Genomic DNA, 17202 nt, shown 5'->3' on the forward strand with positions numbered 1-17202 from the left:
GGATCCTTAGCAAAAATTTGGGTTCAAAAGGGTTAATAGCAAGGCATTTTGCGCATACATACGATTTTGTGCCTGCTGAATAATTTTGGCCTGCGGCGAGTCCATCACTTCAGAGGTGATTTCAAACTCACGATGCGCTGGCTGGCAGTGCAAAATAGTTTGCGCGCCGGTCATATCCACCAGCTGTTTATTGAGCTGATAAGGCAGATATTTATCTTTAACCTGCTGGAGCGGGGTGTCATCCCCCATCGACACCCAGGTATCGGCATAAAGCGCATTTGCCCCCACAGCGGCCTCGACTCTATCACTCACTAATACTGACGCGCCTTTGCTCGCGGCAATTTGCTCTGCTTGCTTAACAATTTGTGCATCTGGACCGCTGCCTTTAGGGCATACAGCCACGAAGTCAGTCCCTAGGGTGGCGGCCAACAACATCAATGAATGGGTGACGTTATTGCCCTCGCCGAGATAAGCCAGCTTGAGCTCGCTAACCTCACCGTGCACCTCTTGCAAGGTTAAAAAGTCCGCCAGTGCTTGGCAGGGGTGGTATAGGTCACACAAAGAATTCACCACCGGTTTAGATGAGAACTGTGCTAGCTCTTGCACTGTGTTATGGTGATTAACCCGCGCCACGATGGCATCGGCCCAGGTGCTGATATTCAAAGCAAAGTCCTTTACCGACTCGCGGTTGCCCATGGCGCCATTTTGCTGATCTAAGTAGACCGCATGGCCACCGAGTTTATTGATGCCTATATCGAAGCTTAGGCGAGTTCTGAGGCTTTGCTTTTCAAATAAGGTAACCACCGATTTGCCCGCTAAGGCTTGGGCATAATCATTGGGTTGCGCTTTCATTTTCTGCGCTAGGGCGAGTAGCGCGAGTAGGGCTTTGTCGTCCAGCTCGAGGCCGGTAATAAAATCATGTTTCATGGTTTATGCTTACATTGTAATTTGCGTGCCAACATGCTCACCATTGAGCAATGCAACTAAGTTCTCTGGCTTTTGCCAGCTCGAAATGTAAACACCCCGTCGTAAATGCTGGGCAGCAAGAAGGCTGGTCTTTACTTTGACCTCCATCCCACCCGAGATAACTCCTTGGGCTATCAATTCATCTATTTGCTCAGCACTTAATTGGTGTAACGGCTGAGCGGATTTATCCAGTACGGCCTCAACGTCGGTCATAAAAATCAATTCACCATCGAGTTGTTTGGCAATTGCCGCTGCGGCCTCATCAGCGTTAACGTTGAACCATTGTCCTTGCTCATCAAAACCAACTGAGCTCACAACAGGCAGCTTTCCTACCTCTAGCAAGGCTGGAATAGCCGAGCGAGCACCTTGACTACACTCACCCACCCGACCCAGTGCCTTGAGTTTTTGCTGCGCATTGACCCCGGCCTCGTACAAACTCAGCCCTGCGGGCTCGAGGCCATTGGCTATGGCTGCTCCCATCAATTGTTTGTTGGCACACCCAGCTAGGGCACCAACGATATAGGGCATTTGCTCGGCAGGACTAATGCGGAGACCTTGGTGCTTCGCCGTGGCGAAGCCCGCATCATGCAGCCAGCGGTCAACCAGTGAGCCACCGCCGTGGACCACCACAAAACGGGTGTCGGTCATGGTCGCCAAGGTTGCGAACAATGCTTGCACTGACTGTGGGCTGTTTAACAGGGCGCCGCCCAATTTAATTACCCAAGTGGTGTTGCTACTCGTCATCATTTTCCTCTTTATACCAAACCAATCGTTGGGTCTAATCCAGCATTAATGTTCATACATTGCAGCGCTTGACCTGATGCGCCTTTTAGTAAGTTATCGATGGCAACACTGATAATCAGTTGCTGCTCTTGCAAATGCCAACCAATATCAACATAAGGGGTTTGCGCGACGCCTTTAATTGATGCCAAACCACCGGCACCGAGCAGGCGAATCAAAGGTTCATCGGCAAGGCATTGATAAGCATCGGTGATGTCGTTAAGCGTGGTCCCTGCATTTACTTGCGCATAAATGGTTGCCAAGATACCGCGATTAAAATTTCCCAAGTGTGGGGTAAATAGCACTGGGTGCCCCAATGCTTGTTCAATCTCCGGAGTATGGCGATGATTAAACACGCCATAAGGAGCCAGTGATACTTCGCAAAAGTGCGTGTTCATATTGGCTTTGCGCCCTGCCCCAGTCACCCCGGATACAGCATTAATGATCACTTTTTGCTGCGGCGCTAATAACCCTGCTTGTTGAAGTGGTTTAAGCGCGTTGAGGCTGGCTGTTGGGTAACAGCCCGCCACAGCAACCAGTTGTGCATCCATGATGGCGCTGTTGTGCCACTCAGCTAGCCCATACACTGCTTGGCGCAATAGTTCAGGGTGGGGATGATCAAAGCCATAGTACTGGGTATAGAGTTCGGCATCGGTAAGACGAAACCCGCCAGAAAGGTCAAAAACTTTAATACCCTGCTCGAGAAATTGCGGCGCCAATTCAACACTTACTTTGTGCTCGGTACATAGGCACACGGCGTGCGCATGCTGACCAATATCAGCTATAGCGTCGGCTGTTAGGCCCTGCAGTGGCATGTCTAATAACCCACGGTGCTGAGGATAAAGATCGCTGAGTTTTTTATCGCGATCATGACTCCCGGCAGAGACATAGCAGCCCTGCAAGACAAAATGAGGATGCTTGGCAACTAATTGCGCCAACTCAGCGCCGCTATAACCACTTGCGCCAATAATTACGATGTTCATGAAGATGCTCTTTTTTGGTTTAATCAAGGGCGAGATGCCCAACGCGACACACTCTCACACTAGGATTTTCTAGGTGAGCGGCTTATCGTCGTCGCGCTGTACAAAGGGGGTGATGAACCATCATAACCAAACCAATACTTATGCTTAAAAAGTGAATTGATATTCACTATAAAGACATTTATATTAATATGCAACAATCGCGAATAATTATTTGGAAATGTATGGCTCTTCCCGACTTTTTGCACCTTTACCGGGAGTTGATCGCTACCCCATCGATCAGTTCACTGGATCCGAAATTAAGCCAAAGCAACCGCGCCGTTATTGAACACTTGGCATCTTGGTGCGAGGAGCTGGGCTTTGCGTGTGAAATAAAACCACTCAGTACTGATGCCGATAAGTTTAATTTGATAGCCAAGCGTGGCCATGGCATTGGCGGATTGATGTTAGCAGGGCATACCGATACCGTTCCTTTTGATCAAGGCCGTTGGAGTATGGACCCCTTCACTTTGAGCGAGCGAGATAATAAGCTCTTTGGCCTTGGCAGCATCGATATGAAAGGGTTCTTTGCTTTTGTGCTCAATGCCATCGCTGAGTTGGACGCGAGTAAGCAACAACAACCGCTGCTTATTCTCGCCACCGCCGATGAAGAAACCACCATGGCTGGCGCCCAAGAAGTGGCAAAGTACCCAGACTTAAAACCGGCTCGCTGCGTTATTGGCGAACCCACCGATATGACCCCTGTATTTACTCACAAAGGGCATATGACATCGGCGATTCGTATCGTTGGCAAAAGCGGGCACAGCTCTGATCCTGAGCGCGGCATCAATGCCATTGAAGTGATGCACTTGGTGATTCAAAAATTATTGGTTCTAAAAGAGGATCTTAAGAATAAATATTCAATTGAACATTTTGCCATTCCCTACCCGACATTGAACCTTGGTCACATACATGGCGGTGATAACGCTAACCGCATTTGCGGATGTTGTGAGTTACAGTTAGATATGCGCCCGTTACCAGGATTGAGTATCGTCGAGCTGCAAGCCATGTTATTAGCGGCAACTCAGGACATCACTGCTCGCTACCCTGGCTGCGTTGAAGTCATTGATATGCATGACCCGATCCCTGCCTTTGCAGGGACCACTGATAGCGCGCTAGTGCAGCTGGCGCAAAAGATTTCGCAACAGCCAGCAATAGCGGTGAACTACTGCACTGAAGCCCCCTTTATTCAGCAATTGGGCTGTGAAACCATAGTCATGGGCCCAGGCTCCATCAACCAAGCACATCAGCCCAATGAATTCTTGGCCATGGACCGTATTGCTCCATCACAACGTATTATCAAAGAGCTTATTCAGCAAAGTTGTTGGTAATACTGACTTCATGACGCCCGGATAGCGAGCACAAAAAAGCCCCTCATGGAGGGGCTTTAAACTAATCAACAAGATTCAAAGATACAATGTTACTGTAAGCCTAAACGCTTAAGTTCACGCTCAACCATCTTGCTTGAAAGTGGTACATAACCATCTTTCTCAACAATTTTTTGACCTGTTTGTGATAGCACCATTTTTACAAACTCAGCATCGATAGGAGATAGTGGCTTGTTAGGGTGCTTATTCACGTAAACGTAAAGGAAACGTGATAGTGGATATTTGCCCGTTGCAACGTTATCAAGTGTTGCATCAACAAACTTATCGCCTTTTTTTGCCAGTGGCACCGTACGTACACCAGAGGTCTTGTAACCGATGCCTGAGTAACCAATCGCATTCACAGAAGAAGAGATTGACTGTACTACCGATGCAGAGCCAGGCTGCTCGTTTACGTTATTACGGAAGTCACCTTTACATAGGGCTTTCTTCTTGAAGTAACCATAAGTACCAGATACTGAGTTACGACCATATAATTGAATATCTTTTGCCGCCCAATCACCCGTTAGGCCAACATCGCCCCAACGGTTAATCTGTTCGCTGGCGCCACATTTACGCGTTGAAGAGAAAATGGCGTCAACTTGGTCAATGCGCAAGCCTTCAATGGGGTTGTCTTTATGCACGAATACCGCCAAGGCATCAATCGCTACGCGAATTTCTGTCGGCTTATAACCATGGCGCTTTTCAAACGCTTCGATTTCCTTTGACTTCATTTTACGGCTCATAGGGCCGAAGTTTGCCGTTCCTTCAGTGAGCGCCGGTGGTGCCGTTGATGAACCTGCAGCTTGGATTTGAATATTGACGTTAGGATAAATACGCTTATATTCTTCAGCCCAGAAGGTCATCATGTTTGCTAGCGTATCGGAACCAACCGATGAAAAGTTACCAGAGATGCCGCTCGTTTTTTCGTACTCTGGAATTGCTTTATCTAGAGCAACTGCCTGACCTGCTGTCAGGGCACTTACAGCAACCCCCATTGCAGCAACTAAGTTTTTAAATTTCATTGGGTTCTCCAATTTGTTCTTCCCGTGTTTCAACTGCTGTCATTGTGCAGTGACAAGATGACAGTTAAATTACTTGAGTATTACAGTTTTATGACTTTGCTAATTTTGTACGTGTTCTTGTGCTGGTACTAACCAACTTGGTTCAAAGGCGAACCAAAAACACGAGCCTTTACCTACGACACTGTCAATATGCAGGTGTGAGTCGTGGCGCGACAACACGTGTTTAGTAATAGCTAGGCCGAGGCCCGAGCCCCCCGTTTTCCGGCTTCGCGCTTTATCCACTCGATAAAAGCGCTCGGTTAAACGGTTGATATGTTCAGGCGCAATGCCCTCACCATTATCGGTCACGCTAAAGACCGCCTGACCGTCTTGACGATACCAACGCACCGTAATTTCTCCCTCATCGGGGGTGTAGTGCACAGCATTAAATACCAGGTTTGAAAACGCGCTGCGTAACTCATCGGCAGCGCCAACGATATCTAAGCTGCTATCGACATCAAAATACAGGCGGTGGCCTTTATCTTGATTCAACGATGTCGCTTCTGTTTCGATAACTTCCAACATTTTCGGCACATTGACAGGTTTATCATTGTCGTGTTTACGTGCTCCTTCAATTCGCGACAGCGACAACAACTGATTGACCAAGCTGTCCATTCGCTGACATTGCTCAATCATCGTGCCATGGGCTTTATCCCACATCGCTGGCGGTGGTAAGTTGTCGCCATCAAGCATCTCTAAGTAGCCGGTAACCACAGTTAATGGTGTACGCAGCTCATGTGATACGTTGGCAACAAAGTCTTTACGCATCTGCTCCAATTGCTTAAGGCGAGTAATATCACGGACCACCATCATGATCTGTGATTGTGCATAGGGCATCACCCGAAATTCCAACACTTGTTCACCGGTGTGGGTTAAATCAAGCTCAAGGGCATCGTTGAATTGATGCTGCTGCATATAGCGGCTAAATTTGGGGTGTCGAATAAGGTTATCTATACGCTGACCATGATCAGTAGGCCACTGCAAGCCCAATAACCGCAGCGCTAATTGGTTACACCAGACGATGCTGAAGTCCTGTTGCAGCACAATCACAGCATCAGGTACGGCTTCGGCCCCCTCGCGGAAACGACGGATCAAGTCAGCCAGCTCATTGCGCTTTTTACGGTTGCGTTGTTGGAGCTGGTAAATTCCCTCGAAAACCTGCTCCCAAGCCCCTTCTCCCTCCGGTGGATTAAAGCTACGTTGGTTAATAAGCCAATCACTAAGGCGGTAAAGCTGGCGATAATGCCACAGTAACAATGTGATAGCACCCAAAAATAGAAGCAAAAAAGGCGCGCCTACTAGCACGCCTATCAACAATAAAGGCAGGAAAAAGATAACTAAACGCTTGGTAAGTGTGCGTTTATTAACCACTCGGTACATAGACTCGCTCTACTTAAAACAATGTGTCATCGGCCTGATGCCGATGCAATGAGCAATAAAGATAGTTATACCTTGCTAGAAAAACGATAACCAGCACCACGCACAGTTTGTACTAAGCGATCATGTCCCATGGGAGCAATTGCTTTACGCAGGCGACGAATATGCACATCAACGGTGCGATCCTCAACGTAAACATTGGTTCCCCATACATGATCCAGTAGCTGCTCACGACTATATACTCGCTCAGGGTGGGTCATAAAAAAGTGTAGCAAACGAAATTCGGTAGGTCCCATATCCAACTCGCTGCCATCGGAAGTCACACGATGAGAAATAGGGTCTAAACGCAAGCCGTGTACTTCGATAGCCTCTTCAAGTGATGTCGGCGCCACACGGCGAATAACGGCTTTAATGCGTGCCATTAATTCTTTCGGAGAGAATGGCTTAGTCACATAATCGTCAGCCCCCACTTCCAGGCCTTTCACCTTGTCTTCTTCTTCACCTCGGGCGGTGAGCATAATAATGGGAATTGCGCGGGTATGATCGTTTTGTTTAAATTTCTTCGCAATCTGAATACCGCTGCCTCCGGGCAACATCCAATCCAGTAATACCATATCTGGGTAGGGCTCTACCATGGCTGCTATGGCAGAGTCGTAATCCTCAGCTTCAATGGCTTGAAAACCATTCTGTTCTAAAACAAACACCAGCATTTCGCGGATGGGCGCTTCATCATCGACCACAAGAACTTTACGTGACATTCCGTTTATCTCTTTCGCTTTATTGAACTGAATTTACTGATGTCATTATTATGACTTTTTGTGACAATTTTATGAAAGCGTACACCTTCAATGGAAATGCTGCAAAATTAAACTTGGGATCAAGACGTTAGGGGCCGTAAAAGCAAGGATCATAGTCTTACCAACTGAGCCGTTACAAGATCAGATTTATACCAAGTTGGCTATCAGTGGATCAGAGTTTTACCCATTGATCTGACCTGAGATCACACTCTTACCAAGTGAGGTTCTTTATGTGTATAAATCTCGCTCAAACCTTGTTCAAATATCAGCCACATATAGTTTCATCGCCTGAGCAGCGCGTAAGAACCTGATCCCATAATCTGTGCAGTTGATAAAAATCTGATCCCACTATGATCCACTCAGTAAAATAGTGATCCATAAAAAAGCCCCGCTTATGCGAGGCTCATTCAAGTCGTGATCGCGACTATTTTATTTTTGCATCCAGTTCGCCGTTTAAGTAACGAAGGTGCATATCATCTAACGAGATAGGCTTAATCTTGTCGGCCTGGCCTGCTGTGCCAAAAGCTTGATAACGATCAACACAAATTTCCGTCATCGCTTTCGTTGCCTCTGCTAGGTATTTACGCGGATCAAAATTCGCGGTGTTGTGCGCGAGGTGGCGACGAATAGCCCCTGTTGCAGCTAAACGTAGGTCGGTATCGATATTCACCTTACGTACACCATGCTTGATGCCTTCAACAATCTGATCAACAGGCACACCATAGGTCTCTGGGATCTCACCACCGTACTCATTGATAATCGCTAACCACTCTTGTGGGACGGATGATGAGCCGTGCATAACCAAGTGAGTGTTAGGGATACGGGCGTGAATTTCCTTGATACGATCGATAGCTAGAATGTCCCCTGTTGGTGGGCGGGTGAACTTATAAGCACCATGTGACGTGCCACAAGCAATAGCCAACGCATCGACATTGGTTTTAGCAACGAAATCCGCTGCTTCTTCTGGGTCAGTAAGCAGTTGATCTTGTGTCAGCTTGCCTTCGGCGCCGATACCGTCTTCCTCACCTGCTTCACCGGTCTCTAGAGAGCCAAGTACGCCCAGCTCACCTTCTACCGATACACCACCAGCATGAGCCATTTCTACGGTACGACGGGTTACATCAACATTGTACTCATAAGATGAAGGCGTTTTACCATCTTCAAGTAATGAGCCGTCCATCATGACCGATGAAAAGCCAAGCTGGATAGAGCGCTGGCACACGCTAGGAGACGTACCATGATCTTGGTGCATAACCACTGGGATATGAGGCCACTCCTCTACCGCAGCAAGGATCATATGGCGAATGAATGGGGCACCTGCATATTTACGTGCACCAGCTGAGCCTTGCACAATCACTGGGCTGTTTGTTTTATCAGCCGCTTCCATGATGGCACGCATTTGCTCTTGGTTATTAACGTTAAAGGCTGGCACGCCATAACCATTTTCTGCTGCATGGTCGAGTAGTTGACGCATACTGATCAAAGCCATTTCGCTTATCTCCAATTTTTGATAGCACCGAGACTATCTGGTTTTTGAACGGGATGAAGCTTGGTTTCCCCAAGCAAGGGCTTAATGCCCAAAACACAAGGCCGGCAAAGTGAGAGAGGCCGGCCTGGTGATTATTCGTTATTTTGCTCGCTCTTCAAGCATAGCAACTGCGGGTAGTTTTTTCCCTTCAAGGAACTCCAAGAAGGCTCCACCACCTGTGGATATATAAGAAATTTTATCCGCGACATTGTATTTATCGATGGCCGCCAAGGTGTCACCGCCGCCAGCAATAGAAAACGCTGATGATTCGGCTATGGCTTTGGCAATGCTTTGAGTGCCATTACCAAACTGATCAAATTCAAACACGCCCACTGGACCATTCCATACAATCGTGCCCGCTTGCGCGATAATATCGCCAAGCTGTTTAGCGGTATCGGGGCCTATGTCGAAAATCATGTCTTCTTCGGTGACATCGGCAACCTCTTTGAGTTGCGCGACCGCAGACTCTGAAAATTCATTGCCGACAACCACATCCACTGGCACCGGAATATCACCGCCATTACTGCGAGCGGTCTCTGTTAGTTTCTGAGCCTCGCTAATAAGGTCTTGCTCGTACAAAGACTTACCTACCGGGTGACCAGCTGCAGCAATAAAGGTATTGGCAATACCGCCCCCTGTCACTAATTGGTCAACGACGTTTGACAGTGAGTCTAACACGGTTAACTTGGTCGATACCTTCGAGCCACCCACAATCGCAACTAGCGGACGCTTCGGGTTATCTAGTGCTTTACCGAGTGCCTCCAGTTCAGCCGCAAGCAAGGGGCCAGCACAGGCGATTGGGGCGTGAAGACCTACACCGTGGGTTGAAGCTTGTGCTCGGTGTGCAGTACCAAAGGCATCCATCACATATACGTCACACAGCGCCGCAAGTTGTTTTGCGAGGGTCTCATCATTGGCTTTTTCGCCTTGATTGAAGCGCACATTTTCAAATACAACCACTTCATTGTCGCCAATCTCTACGCCATCAAGGTAATCTTTGGCAAGACGGACATTTTGTGACAAGGCATTGTTAAGATAGTCAACTACAGGAGCCAGTGAGTAAGCCTGGTCATATTCTCCCTCGGTAGGACGGCCAAGGTGAGACATAATCATCACTTTAGCGCCTTTTTCAAGGGCGAGCTTGATGCTTGGTAGCGCCGCACGCAAACGAGCATCTGAGCTTACTTTACCGTCTTTGATTGGCACATTGAGGTCTTCACGGATCAGCACCCGCTTCCCGGCTAAATCTAAATCCGCCATCTTAATGACCGACATTCTCTTCTCCTTAGTTATACGTTTTATTCATTTGCGTTTATTGGCGCATCCAGGCTGCACTGGTATCTAACATACGATGGGCAAACCCCCACTCGTTGTCACACCATACCAATAACTTTATCAACCGTTTATGACTAACCCGTGTCTGTGTACCGTCTATGATACAAGAATGGGGATCATGGTTAAAATCAACAGATACCAATGGCTCCTCGGTATAATCCAAAATACCTGCCAAGCGCCCATGTACAGCCTTAGCAATCGCTTGGTTAACATCATCTAGGGAAACATCAGTATTTACGGTGACGCTCAAATCCATCGCCGTCACATTGATGGTTGGAACACGTACGGCTATCGCCTCAAAACGGCCATGAAACTTGGGCAAAATACGTTCAATGCCCCGCGCTAGTTTAGTATCCACTGGAATAATAGACTGGCTAGCCGCCCGGGTACGTCGTAAATCATCGTGATACGCATCGATCACTTGTTGGTCGTGCATAGACGCATGAATAGTGGTGATAGCGCCTGACTCAATGCCAAAAGCATCATCCAATACTTGAATCACCGGAACAATACAGTTTGTTGTGCACGAGCCATTGGAAACAATGTGCTGCTCACTGTGAAGCACATCATCGTTGATACCATAAATAATCGTTGCATCAACATCAGCATCTGCGGGTTGAGAAAATAATACTTTTTTAGCGCCTGCCTGAAGGTGTTTTTGCGCATCCTCACGGGAATGGAAAACCCCAGAACACTCCAAAACGATATCAACGTCATGTTGGTGCCAAGGCAAAGCGCTTGGGTTTTGCTCGCAGTACAAGGCGATTTCATCACCATCAACAACTAAAGCTTGCTCACGAAGCTCAACAGGAAAGGAAAACCGCCCATGGGCAGTATCATATTTTAGTAGATGGGCTATGCCCTCAGGTTTGGCCAATTCATTGATTGCCACAATCTCGAACTCGTGGCGACGTTCACTCTCATACAAAGCGCGTAAAATGTTACGCCCTATTCGCCCAAAGCCGTTAATCGCAAGCTTTATTGCCATAATTACAGACTACCGCCATCAAAGCAGACACAGGTCTAAGAAGAATGGCGGCTATTGTAATCGACTCGCGCTCTGAGTGTAAGGGGTGCGCAAAAATAAAACGCTGATAGAGGGTGTTACGACAGGCCGCCAAACAAAGTAAGTAAGGCTATCAGTGCCAAGAAAAATAACACATTGCGTTTTACTAAGCGGATCATGCACTGCGCTTCGATGGTGCAGCCATAGTGAGCCAGTTCTATCTGTTCAGCAGCCAAGGCTGTTTCAGTAATAACCTGACGATTGCTGACTCTAAAATCGAGCACATGGCGCAACCAACATTGCGTGCCTTTGCTAAAGTTACCAATCACCAAGTAGCCCAGACTGGCAATTCGTGCAGCAGGCCATTCAAGCCAATGACCGACACGAGCTAACAATGTATGCTGTTTTGATAGAGGATGGGATGTCTGCTCACTGTCATCTACGCAAGTCCGTACCAAGGCATAAAAAACGGCCCCAGGTGCGCCCAGTACAACAAACCAAAAGATCACCGCACAATAAAAACGAAAATTGACCCACGCTAAAGTTTGCGCAAAGGTTTCACCACCGCTTTCATTTTCAGTGCGTTTTTGTCCCATTTGCAACGCATACAAAGTGGCCGCTTCACCGTCGTCTCGGGTCAGGGCATTGAGGTAGCCCTTATAATTCGCGCGCATGTGCGCGCAGCCAAAGCAGATGAGTATGACCAGCGTATTGACCGCTAATTGCCACAGAATAAAATCACTCGCGTGCACAAAGACAGCAATAACTAAGGTTGGCACTAGTAACCACAGCAACAACCCAATGCCGTTATGCAGCTGTTGCAAGCGCGACAACAGGGGCGCACTTTTGCGCTCATACCAGTGCGCATAGGTCGCTATTTGCCAACGCGCTGAGCGAGCGCCTAAGCGTTCAGCTATTAATGCAAATAAGATTGATATCAAAGTCATGGCGACTACTTTGCTCGCTTAAGTTGACTTTAGTTTATCGCAATCTTGGGCAAAAGTAAGGTCAAAAAAATGTTCCCAATCAAAGCCTTCACCGGGGTCTGTTTTTCGCCCGGGAGCAATATCGCTGTGACCCACAATGCGCTGTCTATTCAAATGCGGATAGGTACGTAATAAGCTTTTTGTTAATTGCGCCAAGGTGAGATACTGCGCTTGGGTGTAGGTGGACTTGTCGGTGCCTTCTAGTTCAATGCCGATGCTAAAGTCATTACACAGCTGGCGCCCTTCGAATTGTGATACTCCAGCATGCCAAGCACGTTGCGTAAATGGCACATATTGGCGTAATTTCCCATCTCGATCGATCAAGCAGTGCGCTGACACACTTACGCCTGCGAGTGAGGAAAAACTCGGATGTGCTTGGCAATCGATCTGCCCTGCGAATAAATCATCAATATAGGGTGTACCGTACTGGCCCTCAGGCAGTGAAATGCAGTGAATCACCAGTAAGGACACTTCACTTTGCGGACGCTCATCATAATGCGAACACGGCAACTGCTGCGCCTGTTTGCATACGCCCAAATCATCTATATCCATGTTTTTCGTTTATAAAAACTTGATTGTGCCTGCATGGTAAGAGGCTAAGAATCACTGCGCAAGTTGATCTGGGGAGAAAAGTTACACTCGCCAGTGTGATTGACACTGACCAATTCATCATCGCGGCGCAGCACCGCCAACCGCCGGTATTTACTAATGGTACGAACAAACTCCAGCTCAAAGCCCATTTTGGTGAGCGCATATACCTTATCTACCTGTTCGCCGGTCAAGTTCGCATAATGTTCGCGAAACGTCCTTTGACCACTGCGGCGTTCGCTATCTGCTTTTTTCGCCTGTGCCATGGTATTAATCCGTTGGGAATCCCTTTCCAATATAGTCGAATTTGCTCATAAAAAAAGCGCCATGCGATTGCATTGGCGCTTTTTACTTCATTTTAATGCTTACTCTGCACGCTGCTCGCGCCCTAAAAGAGCCATGGCAGCTTCTTTTACATTCTTATTTTCATATAAGACCTGGTAAATTTGCTCAGTAATTGGCATCTCGATACCGCTGCGTTTAGCCAGCATATACACTTCTTTGGTGTTACGGTACCCTTCTACGACCTGGCCTATTTGTTGCTGCGCAGACTCGACATCGAGCCCCTGCCCTAAAGCTAGACCAAAGCGACGGTTGCGCGACTGGTTGTCGGTACAGGTAAGAATCAAATCACCTAAACCTGCCATGCCCATGAAGGTTTCCGATTTGGCACCCAGTGCACAACCCAATCGGCATAACTCCGCTAAGCCCCGTGTGATCAACGCGGTTCGAGCATTCGCACCAAAACCAAAGCCGTCAGAAATCCCGGCGCCTATCGCAATGACATTTTTCACCGCACCACCTAATTGGATGCCGATGAAATCATTGTTTCGATAAACCCGGAACGAGCGTCCACAGTGCAACAAACCCGATAAGCGTTCACAAAACTCATCACTGGTGGCTGATACCGAAATAGCGGTAGGTAAACCGGCGGCCATTTCTTTGGCAAAGGTTGGCCCCGATAACACCGCTAAATCCATATCTTCGCCAAGATGCTGCTTAGCAACATCTTGAAGGAGGCGACCGGTGTTCGGTTCCAAACCTTTAGTTGCCCAAGCAACCTTGGCACCGCTGCGTAGCATGGGTGCGATGGTCTGCAATAGATCCGCAAAAGCATGGCTAGGTACGACCACCAAAACGATGTCGCTACTGGCAACAGCTGTTTGCAAATCACTTTGCATCTCTAGGCTATCAGGAAAAGCGATATCACCGAGGTACTGCTGATTTTTTCGCTCATCGGCTAAACGCTGTATATGGTCGCTATTGCGCCCCCAAAGAGTCACTTTGTGACCGTTTCGAGCAAAACAAATAGCAAGGGCGGTGCCATAAGACCCCGCCCCTAAAACCGTAACAGCGCTGGATGCTGAAGTGGTCATGACTTATGCGTCAGCTTGCTCAGCAGCTCGTTGCTGCATGTACTGGGCAAATAGCGCATCGAAGTTCACTGGTGCTAGGTTCAGCTGTGGGAAAGTACCACGATTCACCAAGTTTGATACAGCTTCACGCGCATAAGGGAACAACATATTAGGACAAAAAGCGCCCAACATATGAGCTTTTTGTACATCTTCCATTTCACCAATAGTGAAAATACCCGCTTGCTGGATTTCACATAGGAAAGCCGTCTCTTCACCCAAAGTCGCAGTGACTGTAACGGCAAGAACTACTTCATAAATGCCTTCATCAAGCTTATTTGAGCTGGTATCTAGATCTAATTTGACTTCTGGATCCCATTTCTTCTGAAAAATAGCTGGAGAGTTAGGTGTCTCGAAAGAGATATCTTTGGTGTAGATGCGTTGAATAGAGAATTGCGCCTGTTGTTCTTGTGCTGCGCCTTGATTTTGTTCTTCCATTGTTGTTCCTATCAATTCTTTTTGCAATAAATTAGCCGCGTGAGGACGCGGCAGCATATATGTTCGAAAGCAATTACGCGTTTAGCAGGGTGTTTAATTCGCCACTGGCTTCTAACGCCATCATATCATCACAGCCACCCACGTGATGCTCACCAATGAAAATCTGCGGCACCGTGTGCGCGCCATTTGCGCGGGTGAGCATTTCATCGCGTAGCTCTGGTTGTACACCGATGTCGAACTCAGTGTAAGTTACCTCTTTTTTATCCAGCAAGGCTTTCGCACGCTGACAAAAGGGGCAATAGGCTTTAGTGTATAATACAACGTTACTCATAAATGCTTCCTAATAAAGTTATCGGCCTGATACCACAGGCAGACCTGCGCTTTGCCAAGATTGCATTCCACCTGACAAAATAAATACGCTTTCAAAGCCTGCTTTATTCAAGCCATTGGCAATACCTGAAGCCGTCATGCCTGTCGCACATACCAATATAATGGGTTTGCTTTTGTACTTTTCAAGCGCACTAAAGTCACCCTGCTTTGCTTTTTCAGCGCTCAGGTGCACGGCATTAGAGATATGCCCAGCGTTGTAGTCCTTTTGCGCGCGAATATCCGTTACTACGGCATCTTCACGATTCACTAAAAGGGTTAATTGCTGTGGGTTAATCTGCTTGATGGCAGAAAACTTACTTTTAAACCACCCCGATATCAACATCGCGACAATCGCTAGCCAAATGATGCTTAAAATAGGGTGGTTTCCGATAAATTCTATGTATTGTTCCATACGTCTTACTGTATTGTTCAAACCTTGCGGGCGGCACAAGTATACACACTTGCCTTCGACTTACCAATTGATGAAATATTTTCTACTGCTAAGGCGGATAAAAAACGGTAGGATACATTATAAGAGCGCAGTTCTGTGGTCACAGTGAACATCATAGAGCTGTATTCTTAATAATTATTATCAAGCAATTCATTTGTCGTGCCGACACTAGCAGGAGATCCAATGACACAGCCAAAGAAACCTCTCGTACTGATGATTCTGGACGGTTGGGGTTACCGTGAAAACAGCGAAAGTAATGCGATTTTAGCCGCCAACACCCCCGTTTTAGATAAGCTTTGGGAGCAGCGCCCGCACACTCTGATTTCCGGTTCTGGCATGGATGTTGGTTTGCCTGATGGGCAAATGGGCAACTCTGAAGTAGGTCATGTTAACCTCGGTGCTGGGCGTGTGGTATATCAAGATTTTACCCGCATTACCAAAGCCATCGACGATGGAACATTTGCTGATAATAAAGCGCTTACCACTGCGATAGATAATGCCGTAACAGCGAACAAAGCAGTGCATCTGATGGGGCTGTTAAGCCCAGGTGGCGTCCATAGCCACGAAGAACATATTATTGCCGCTATTGAGCTGGCTGCCGAGCGCGGCGCTGAGCATATTTATGTGCATGCCTTTTTAGATGGTCGTGATACGCCTCCACGCAGCGCTGAAGCATCACTAAAACGCATCGATGAAACCTTCGCTCGCCTCGGTAAAGGTCGTATCGCCAGTGTTGTTGGGCGTTACTTCGCTATGGATCGTGATAATCGCTGGGATCGCATCGAAAGTGCATATAACTTGATGGTCCTCGGCGAAGCTGACTATCAAGCTGTAGATGCAGTGTCAGCGTTACATGCAGCCTATGAGCGTGATGAAAATGACGAATTTGTAAAAGCAACGACCATTGGCGATAGCCCCGCAACCATCAATGATGGTGATGCAGTGTTATTTATGAACTTCCGAGCGGATCGAGCGCGGCAGATGAGTCGCGCTTTTGTTGATGCCGAATTTAACGGCTTCAGTAAAAAGAAAGCGCCGCAATTAAGCGGTTTCGTTATGCTGACTGAATATGCTGCAGACATCAAAGCGCCTGTGGCGTTTCCACCAGAGCCACTCAATAATGTTTTGGGTGAGTGGCTTGCCAAACATAACAAAACGCAACTTCGCATTTCAGAAACAGAAAAATACGCTCATGTGACCTTCTTTTTCAGCGGCGGTCGGGAGCAAGAGTTTGATGGTGAAAGCCGTGAGCTTATCCCCTCGCCGGATGTTGCTACCTATGACTTACAACCAGAAATGAACTCTCAACTGCTAACCGACAAACTAGTGGCGGCTATTCAAAGCAACAAGTATGACGTCATTGTGTGTAATTATCCTAATGGCGATATGGTTGGCCACTCAGGCGTATTTGCAGCAGCCGTAAAAGCTTGTGAAGCTGTCGATAGCTGTATTGGCCGCGTGGTAGAAGCGTTAGAGCAAGTCGGTGGCGAGGCCTTAATTACCGCCGATCACGGTAATGCCGAGCAAATGGTAAACCCACAGACTGGTCAAGCGCATACCGCCCACACCAGCGAGCCTGTGCCATTCATTTACGTTGGCCGTGATGCTCAAGCTATTGATGGCAAAACGCTCAGTGACGTAGCTCCCACTATGTTGTACCTATTAGGCATGGAGCAGCCAGAAGAAATGACTGGTTCACCCATCATGCGTCTTAAGTAATCT

At 47.6% G+C, this 17202-nt stretch carries 18 protein-coding genes; 2 read left to right on the plus strand and 16 right to left on the minus strand.

Going from position 1 to position 17202, the window contains the following annotated elements; all coding sequences use genetic code 11:
• Window positions 1-6: 6 nt before the first annotated feature.
• From MHM94_RS12015 to argC, 3 genes are read right to left on the minus strand one after another with little or no spacing between them, the layout of a single operon-like run.
• Window positions 7-927 (minus strand): ornithine carbamoyltransferase, encoded by a 921-nt coding sequence (locus MHM94_RS12015; protein ID WP_235419573.1) that lies wholly within the window; start codon window positions 925-927, stop codon window positions 7-9.
• A 9-nt stretch (window positions 928-936) separates the two neighbouring features.
• Entirely contained in the window at window positions 937-1710 is a 774-nt protein-coding gene (gene argB / locus MHM94_RS12020) for an acetylglutamate kinase (RefSeq protein WP_022943396.1), read from the minus strand.
• An 11-nt stretch (window positions 1711-1721) separates the two neighbouring features.
• Window positions 1722-2729, minus strand: coding sequence for an N-acetyl-gamma-glutamyl-phosphate reductase (argC, locus tag MHM94_RS12025; protein WP_235419572.1), 1008 nt, complete (start codon window positions 2727-2729; stop codon window positions 1722-1724).
• A gap of 221 nt (window positions 2730-2950) precedes the next feature.
• On the opposite strand from argC, the gene argE reads away from it, so the two are divergent.
• Window positions 2951-4096, plus strand: a complete 1146-nt coding sequence (gene argE, locus MHM94_RS12030; RefSeq protein WP_235419571.1) for an acetylornithine deacetylase — start codon at window positions 2951-2953, stop codon at window positions 4094-4096.
• A gap of 89 nt (window positions 4097-4185) precedes the next feature.
• Here argE and MHM94_RS12035 read toward each other — a convergent pair whose 3' ends face one another.
• The 13 genes from MHM94_RS12035 to MHM94_RS12095 form a co-directional block, all read right to left on the minus strand.
• The gene (locus MHM94_RS12035; RefSeq protein WP_045979281.1) at window positions 4186-5154 is read right to left on the minus strand and encodes a phosphate ABC transporter substrate-binding protein PstS family protein; all 969 of its coding nucleotides are present in this window, start codon (window positions 5152-5154) and stop codon (window positions 4186-4188) included.
• A gap of 99 nt (window positions 5155-5253) precedes the next feature.
• Complete coding sequence (gene phoR, locus MHM94_RS12040) at window positions 5254-6573, minus strand: phosphate regulon sensor histidine kinase PhoR (RefSeq protein WP_053909757.1); 1320 nt, start codon at window positions 6571-6573, stop codon at window positions 5254-5256.
• A 65-nt stretch (window positions 6574-6638) separates the two neighbouring features.
• Window positions 6639-7328: a phosphate regulon transcriptional regulator PhoB gene (phoB, locus tag MHM94_RS12045; RefSeq protein ID WP_022943391.1), complete on the minus strand. Its 690-nt coding sequence runs from the start codon at window positions 7326-7328 to the stop codon at window positions 6639-6641.
• Between the two features lie 463 nt (window positions 7329-7791).
• Window positions 7792-8856 carry a class II fructose-bisphosphate aldolase gene (gene fba, locus MHM94_RS12050; RefSeq protein ID WP_235419570.1) on the minus strand — a complete coding sequence of 355 codons (1065 nt, stop codon included), beginning with the start codon at window positions 8854-8856 and terminating at the stop codon, window positions 7792-7794.
• 138 nt (window positions 8857-8994) lie between these two features.
• Window positions 8995-10170 (minus strand): phosphoglycerate kinase, encoded by a 1176-nt coding sequence (locus MHM94_RS12055; protein ID WP_045979279.1) that lies wholly within the window; start codon window positions 10168-10170, stop codon window positions 8995-8997.
• A gap of 37 nt (window positions 10171-10207) precedes the next feature.
• The gene (gene epd, locus MHM94_RS12060; RefSeq protein ID WP_022943388.1) at window positions 10208-11218 is read right to left on the minus strand and encodes an erythrose-4-phosphate dehydrogenase; all 1011 of its coding nucleotides are present in this window, start codon (window positions 11216-11218) and stop codon (window positions 10208-10210) included.
• 116 nt (window positions 11219-11334) lie between these two features.
• On the minus strand, window positions 11335-12183 hold the full coding sequence (gene ampE, locus MHM94_RS12065; protein WP_138587715.1) for a beta-lactamase regulator AmpE: 849 nt from the start codon (window positions 12181-12183) through the stop codon (window positions 11335-11337).
• Between the two features lie 18 nt (window positions 12184-12201).
• A complete protein-coding gene (ampD, locus tag MHM94_RS12070) occupies window positions 12202-12774 on the minus strand; it encodes a 1,6-anhydro-N-acetylmuramyl-L-alanine amidase AmpD (protein ID WP_235419569.1) in 573 nt (190 codons plus the stop codon).
• 44 nt (window positions 12775-12818) lie between these two features.
• Window positions 12819-13076, minus strand: coding sequence for a hypothetical protein (locus tag MHM94_RS12075; protein WP_045979276.1), 258 nt, complete (start codon window positions 13074-13076; stop codon window positions 12819-12821).
• A 99-nt stretch (window positions 13077-13175) separates the two neighbouring features.
• The gene (gene gpsA / locus MHM94_RS12080) at window positions 13176-14186 is read right to left on the minus strand and encodes an NAD(P)H-dependent glycerol-3-phosphate dehydrogenase (protein WP_235419568.1); all 1011 of its coding nucleotides are present in this window, start codon (window positions 14184-14186) and stop codon (window positions 13176-13178) included.
• Between the two features lie 3 nt (window positions 14187-14189).
• Entirely contained in the window at window positions 14190-14660 is a 471-nt protein-coding gene (secB, locus tag MHM94_RS12085) for a protein-export chaperone SecB (protein ID WP_138547076.1), read from the minus strand.
• Between the two features lie 73 nt (window positions 14661-14733).
• On the minus strand, window positions 14734-14991 hold the full coding sequence (gene grxC, locus MHM94_RS12090) for a glutaredoxin 3 (RefSeq protein WP_045979274.1): 258 nt from the start codon (window positions 14989-14991) through the stop codon (window positions 14734-14736).
• An 18-nt stretch (window positions 14992-15009) separates the two neighbouring features.
• Complete coding sequence (locus MHM94_RS12095; RefSeq protein WP_022943381.1) at window positions 15010-15441, minus strand: rhodanese-like domain-containing protein; 432 nt, start codon at window positions 15439-15441, stop codon at window positions 15010-15012.
• 222 nt (window positions 15442-15663) lie between these two features.
• Here MHM94_RS12095 and gpmM point away from each other — a divergent pair, with 222 nt between their 5' ends.
• Window positions 15664-17199, plus strand: coding sequence for a 2,3-bisphosphoglycerate-independent phosphoglycerate mutase (gene gpmM / locus MHM94_RS12100; RefSeq protein WP_235419567.1), 1536 nt, complete (start codon window positions 15664-15666; stop codon window positions 17197-17199).
• Window positions 17200-17202 lie beyond the last annotated feature (3 nt).

The sequence above is a fragment of the Pseudoalteromonas sp. CNAT2-18.1 genome, assembly GCF_022347865.1.
GTDB classification, from domain to species: Bacteria; Pseudomonadota; Gammaproteobacteria; order Enterobacterales; family Alteromonadaceae; genus Pseudoalteromonas; species Pseudoalteromonas ruthenica.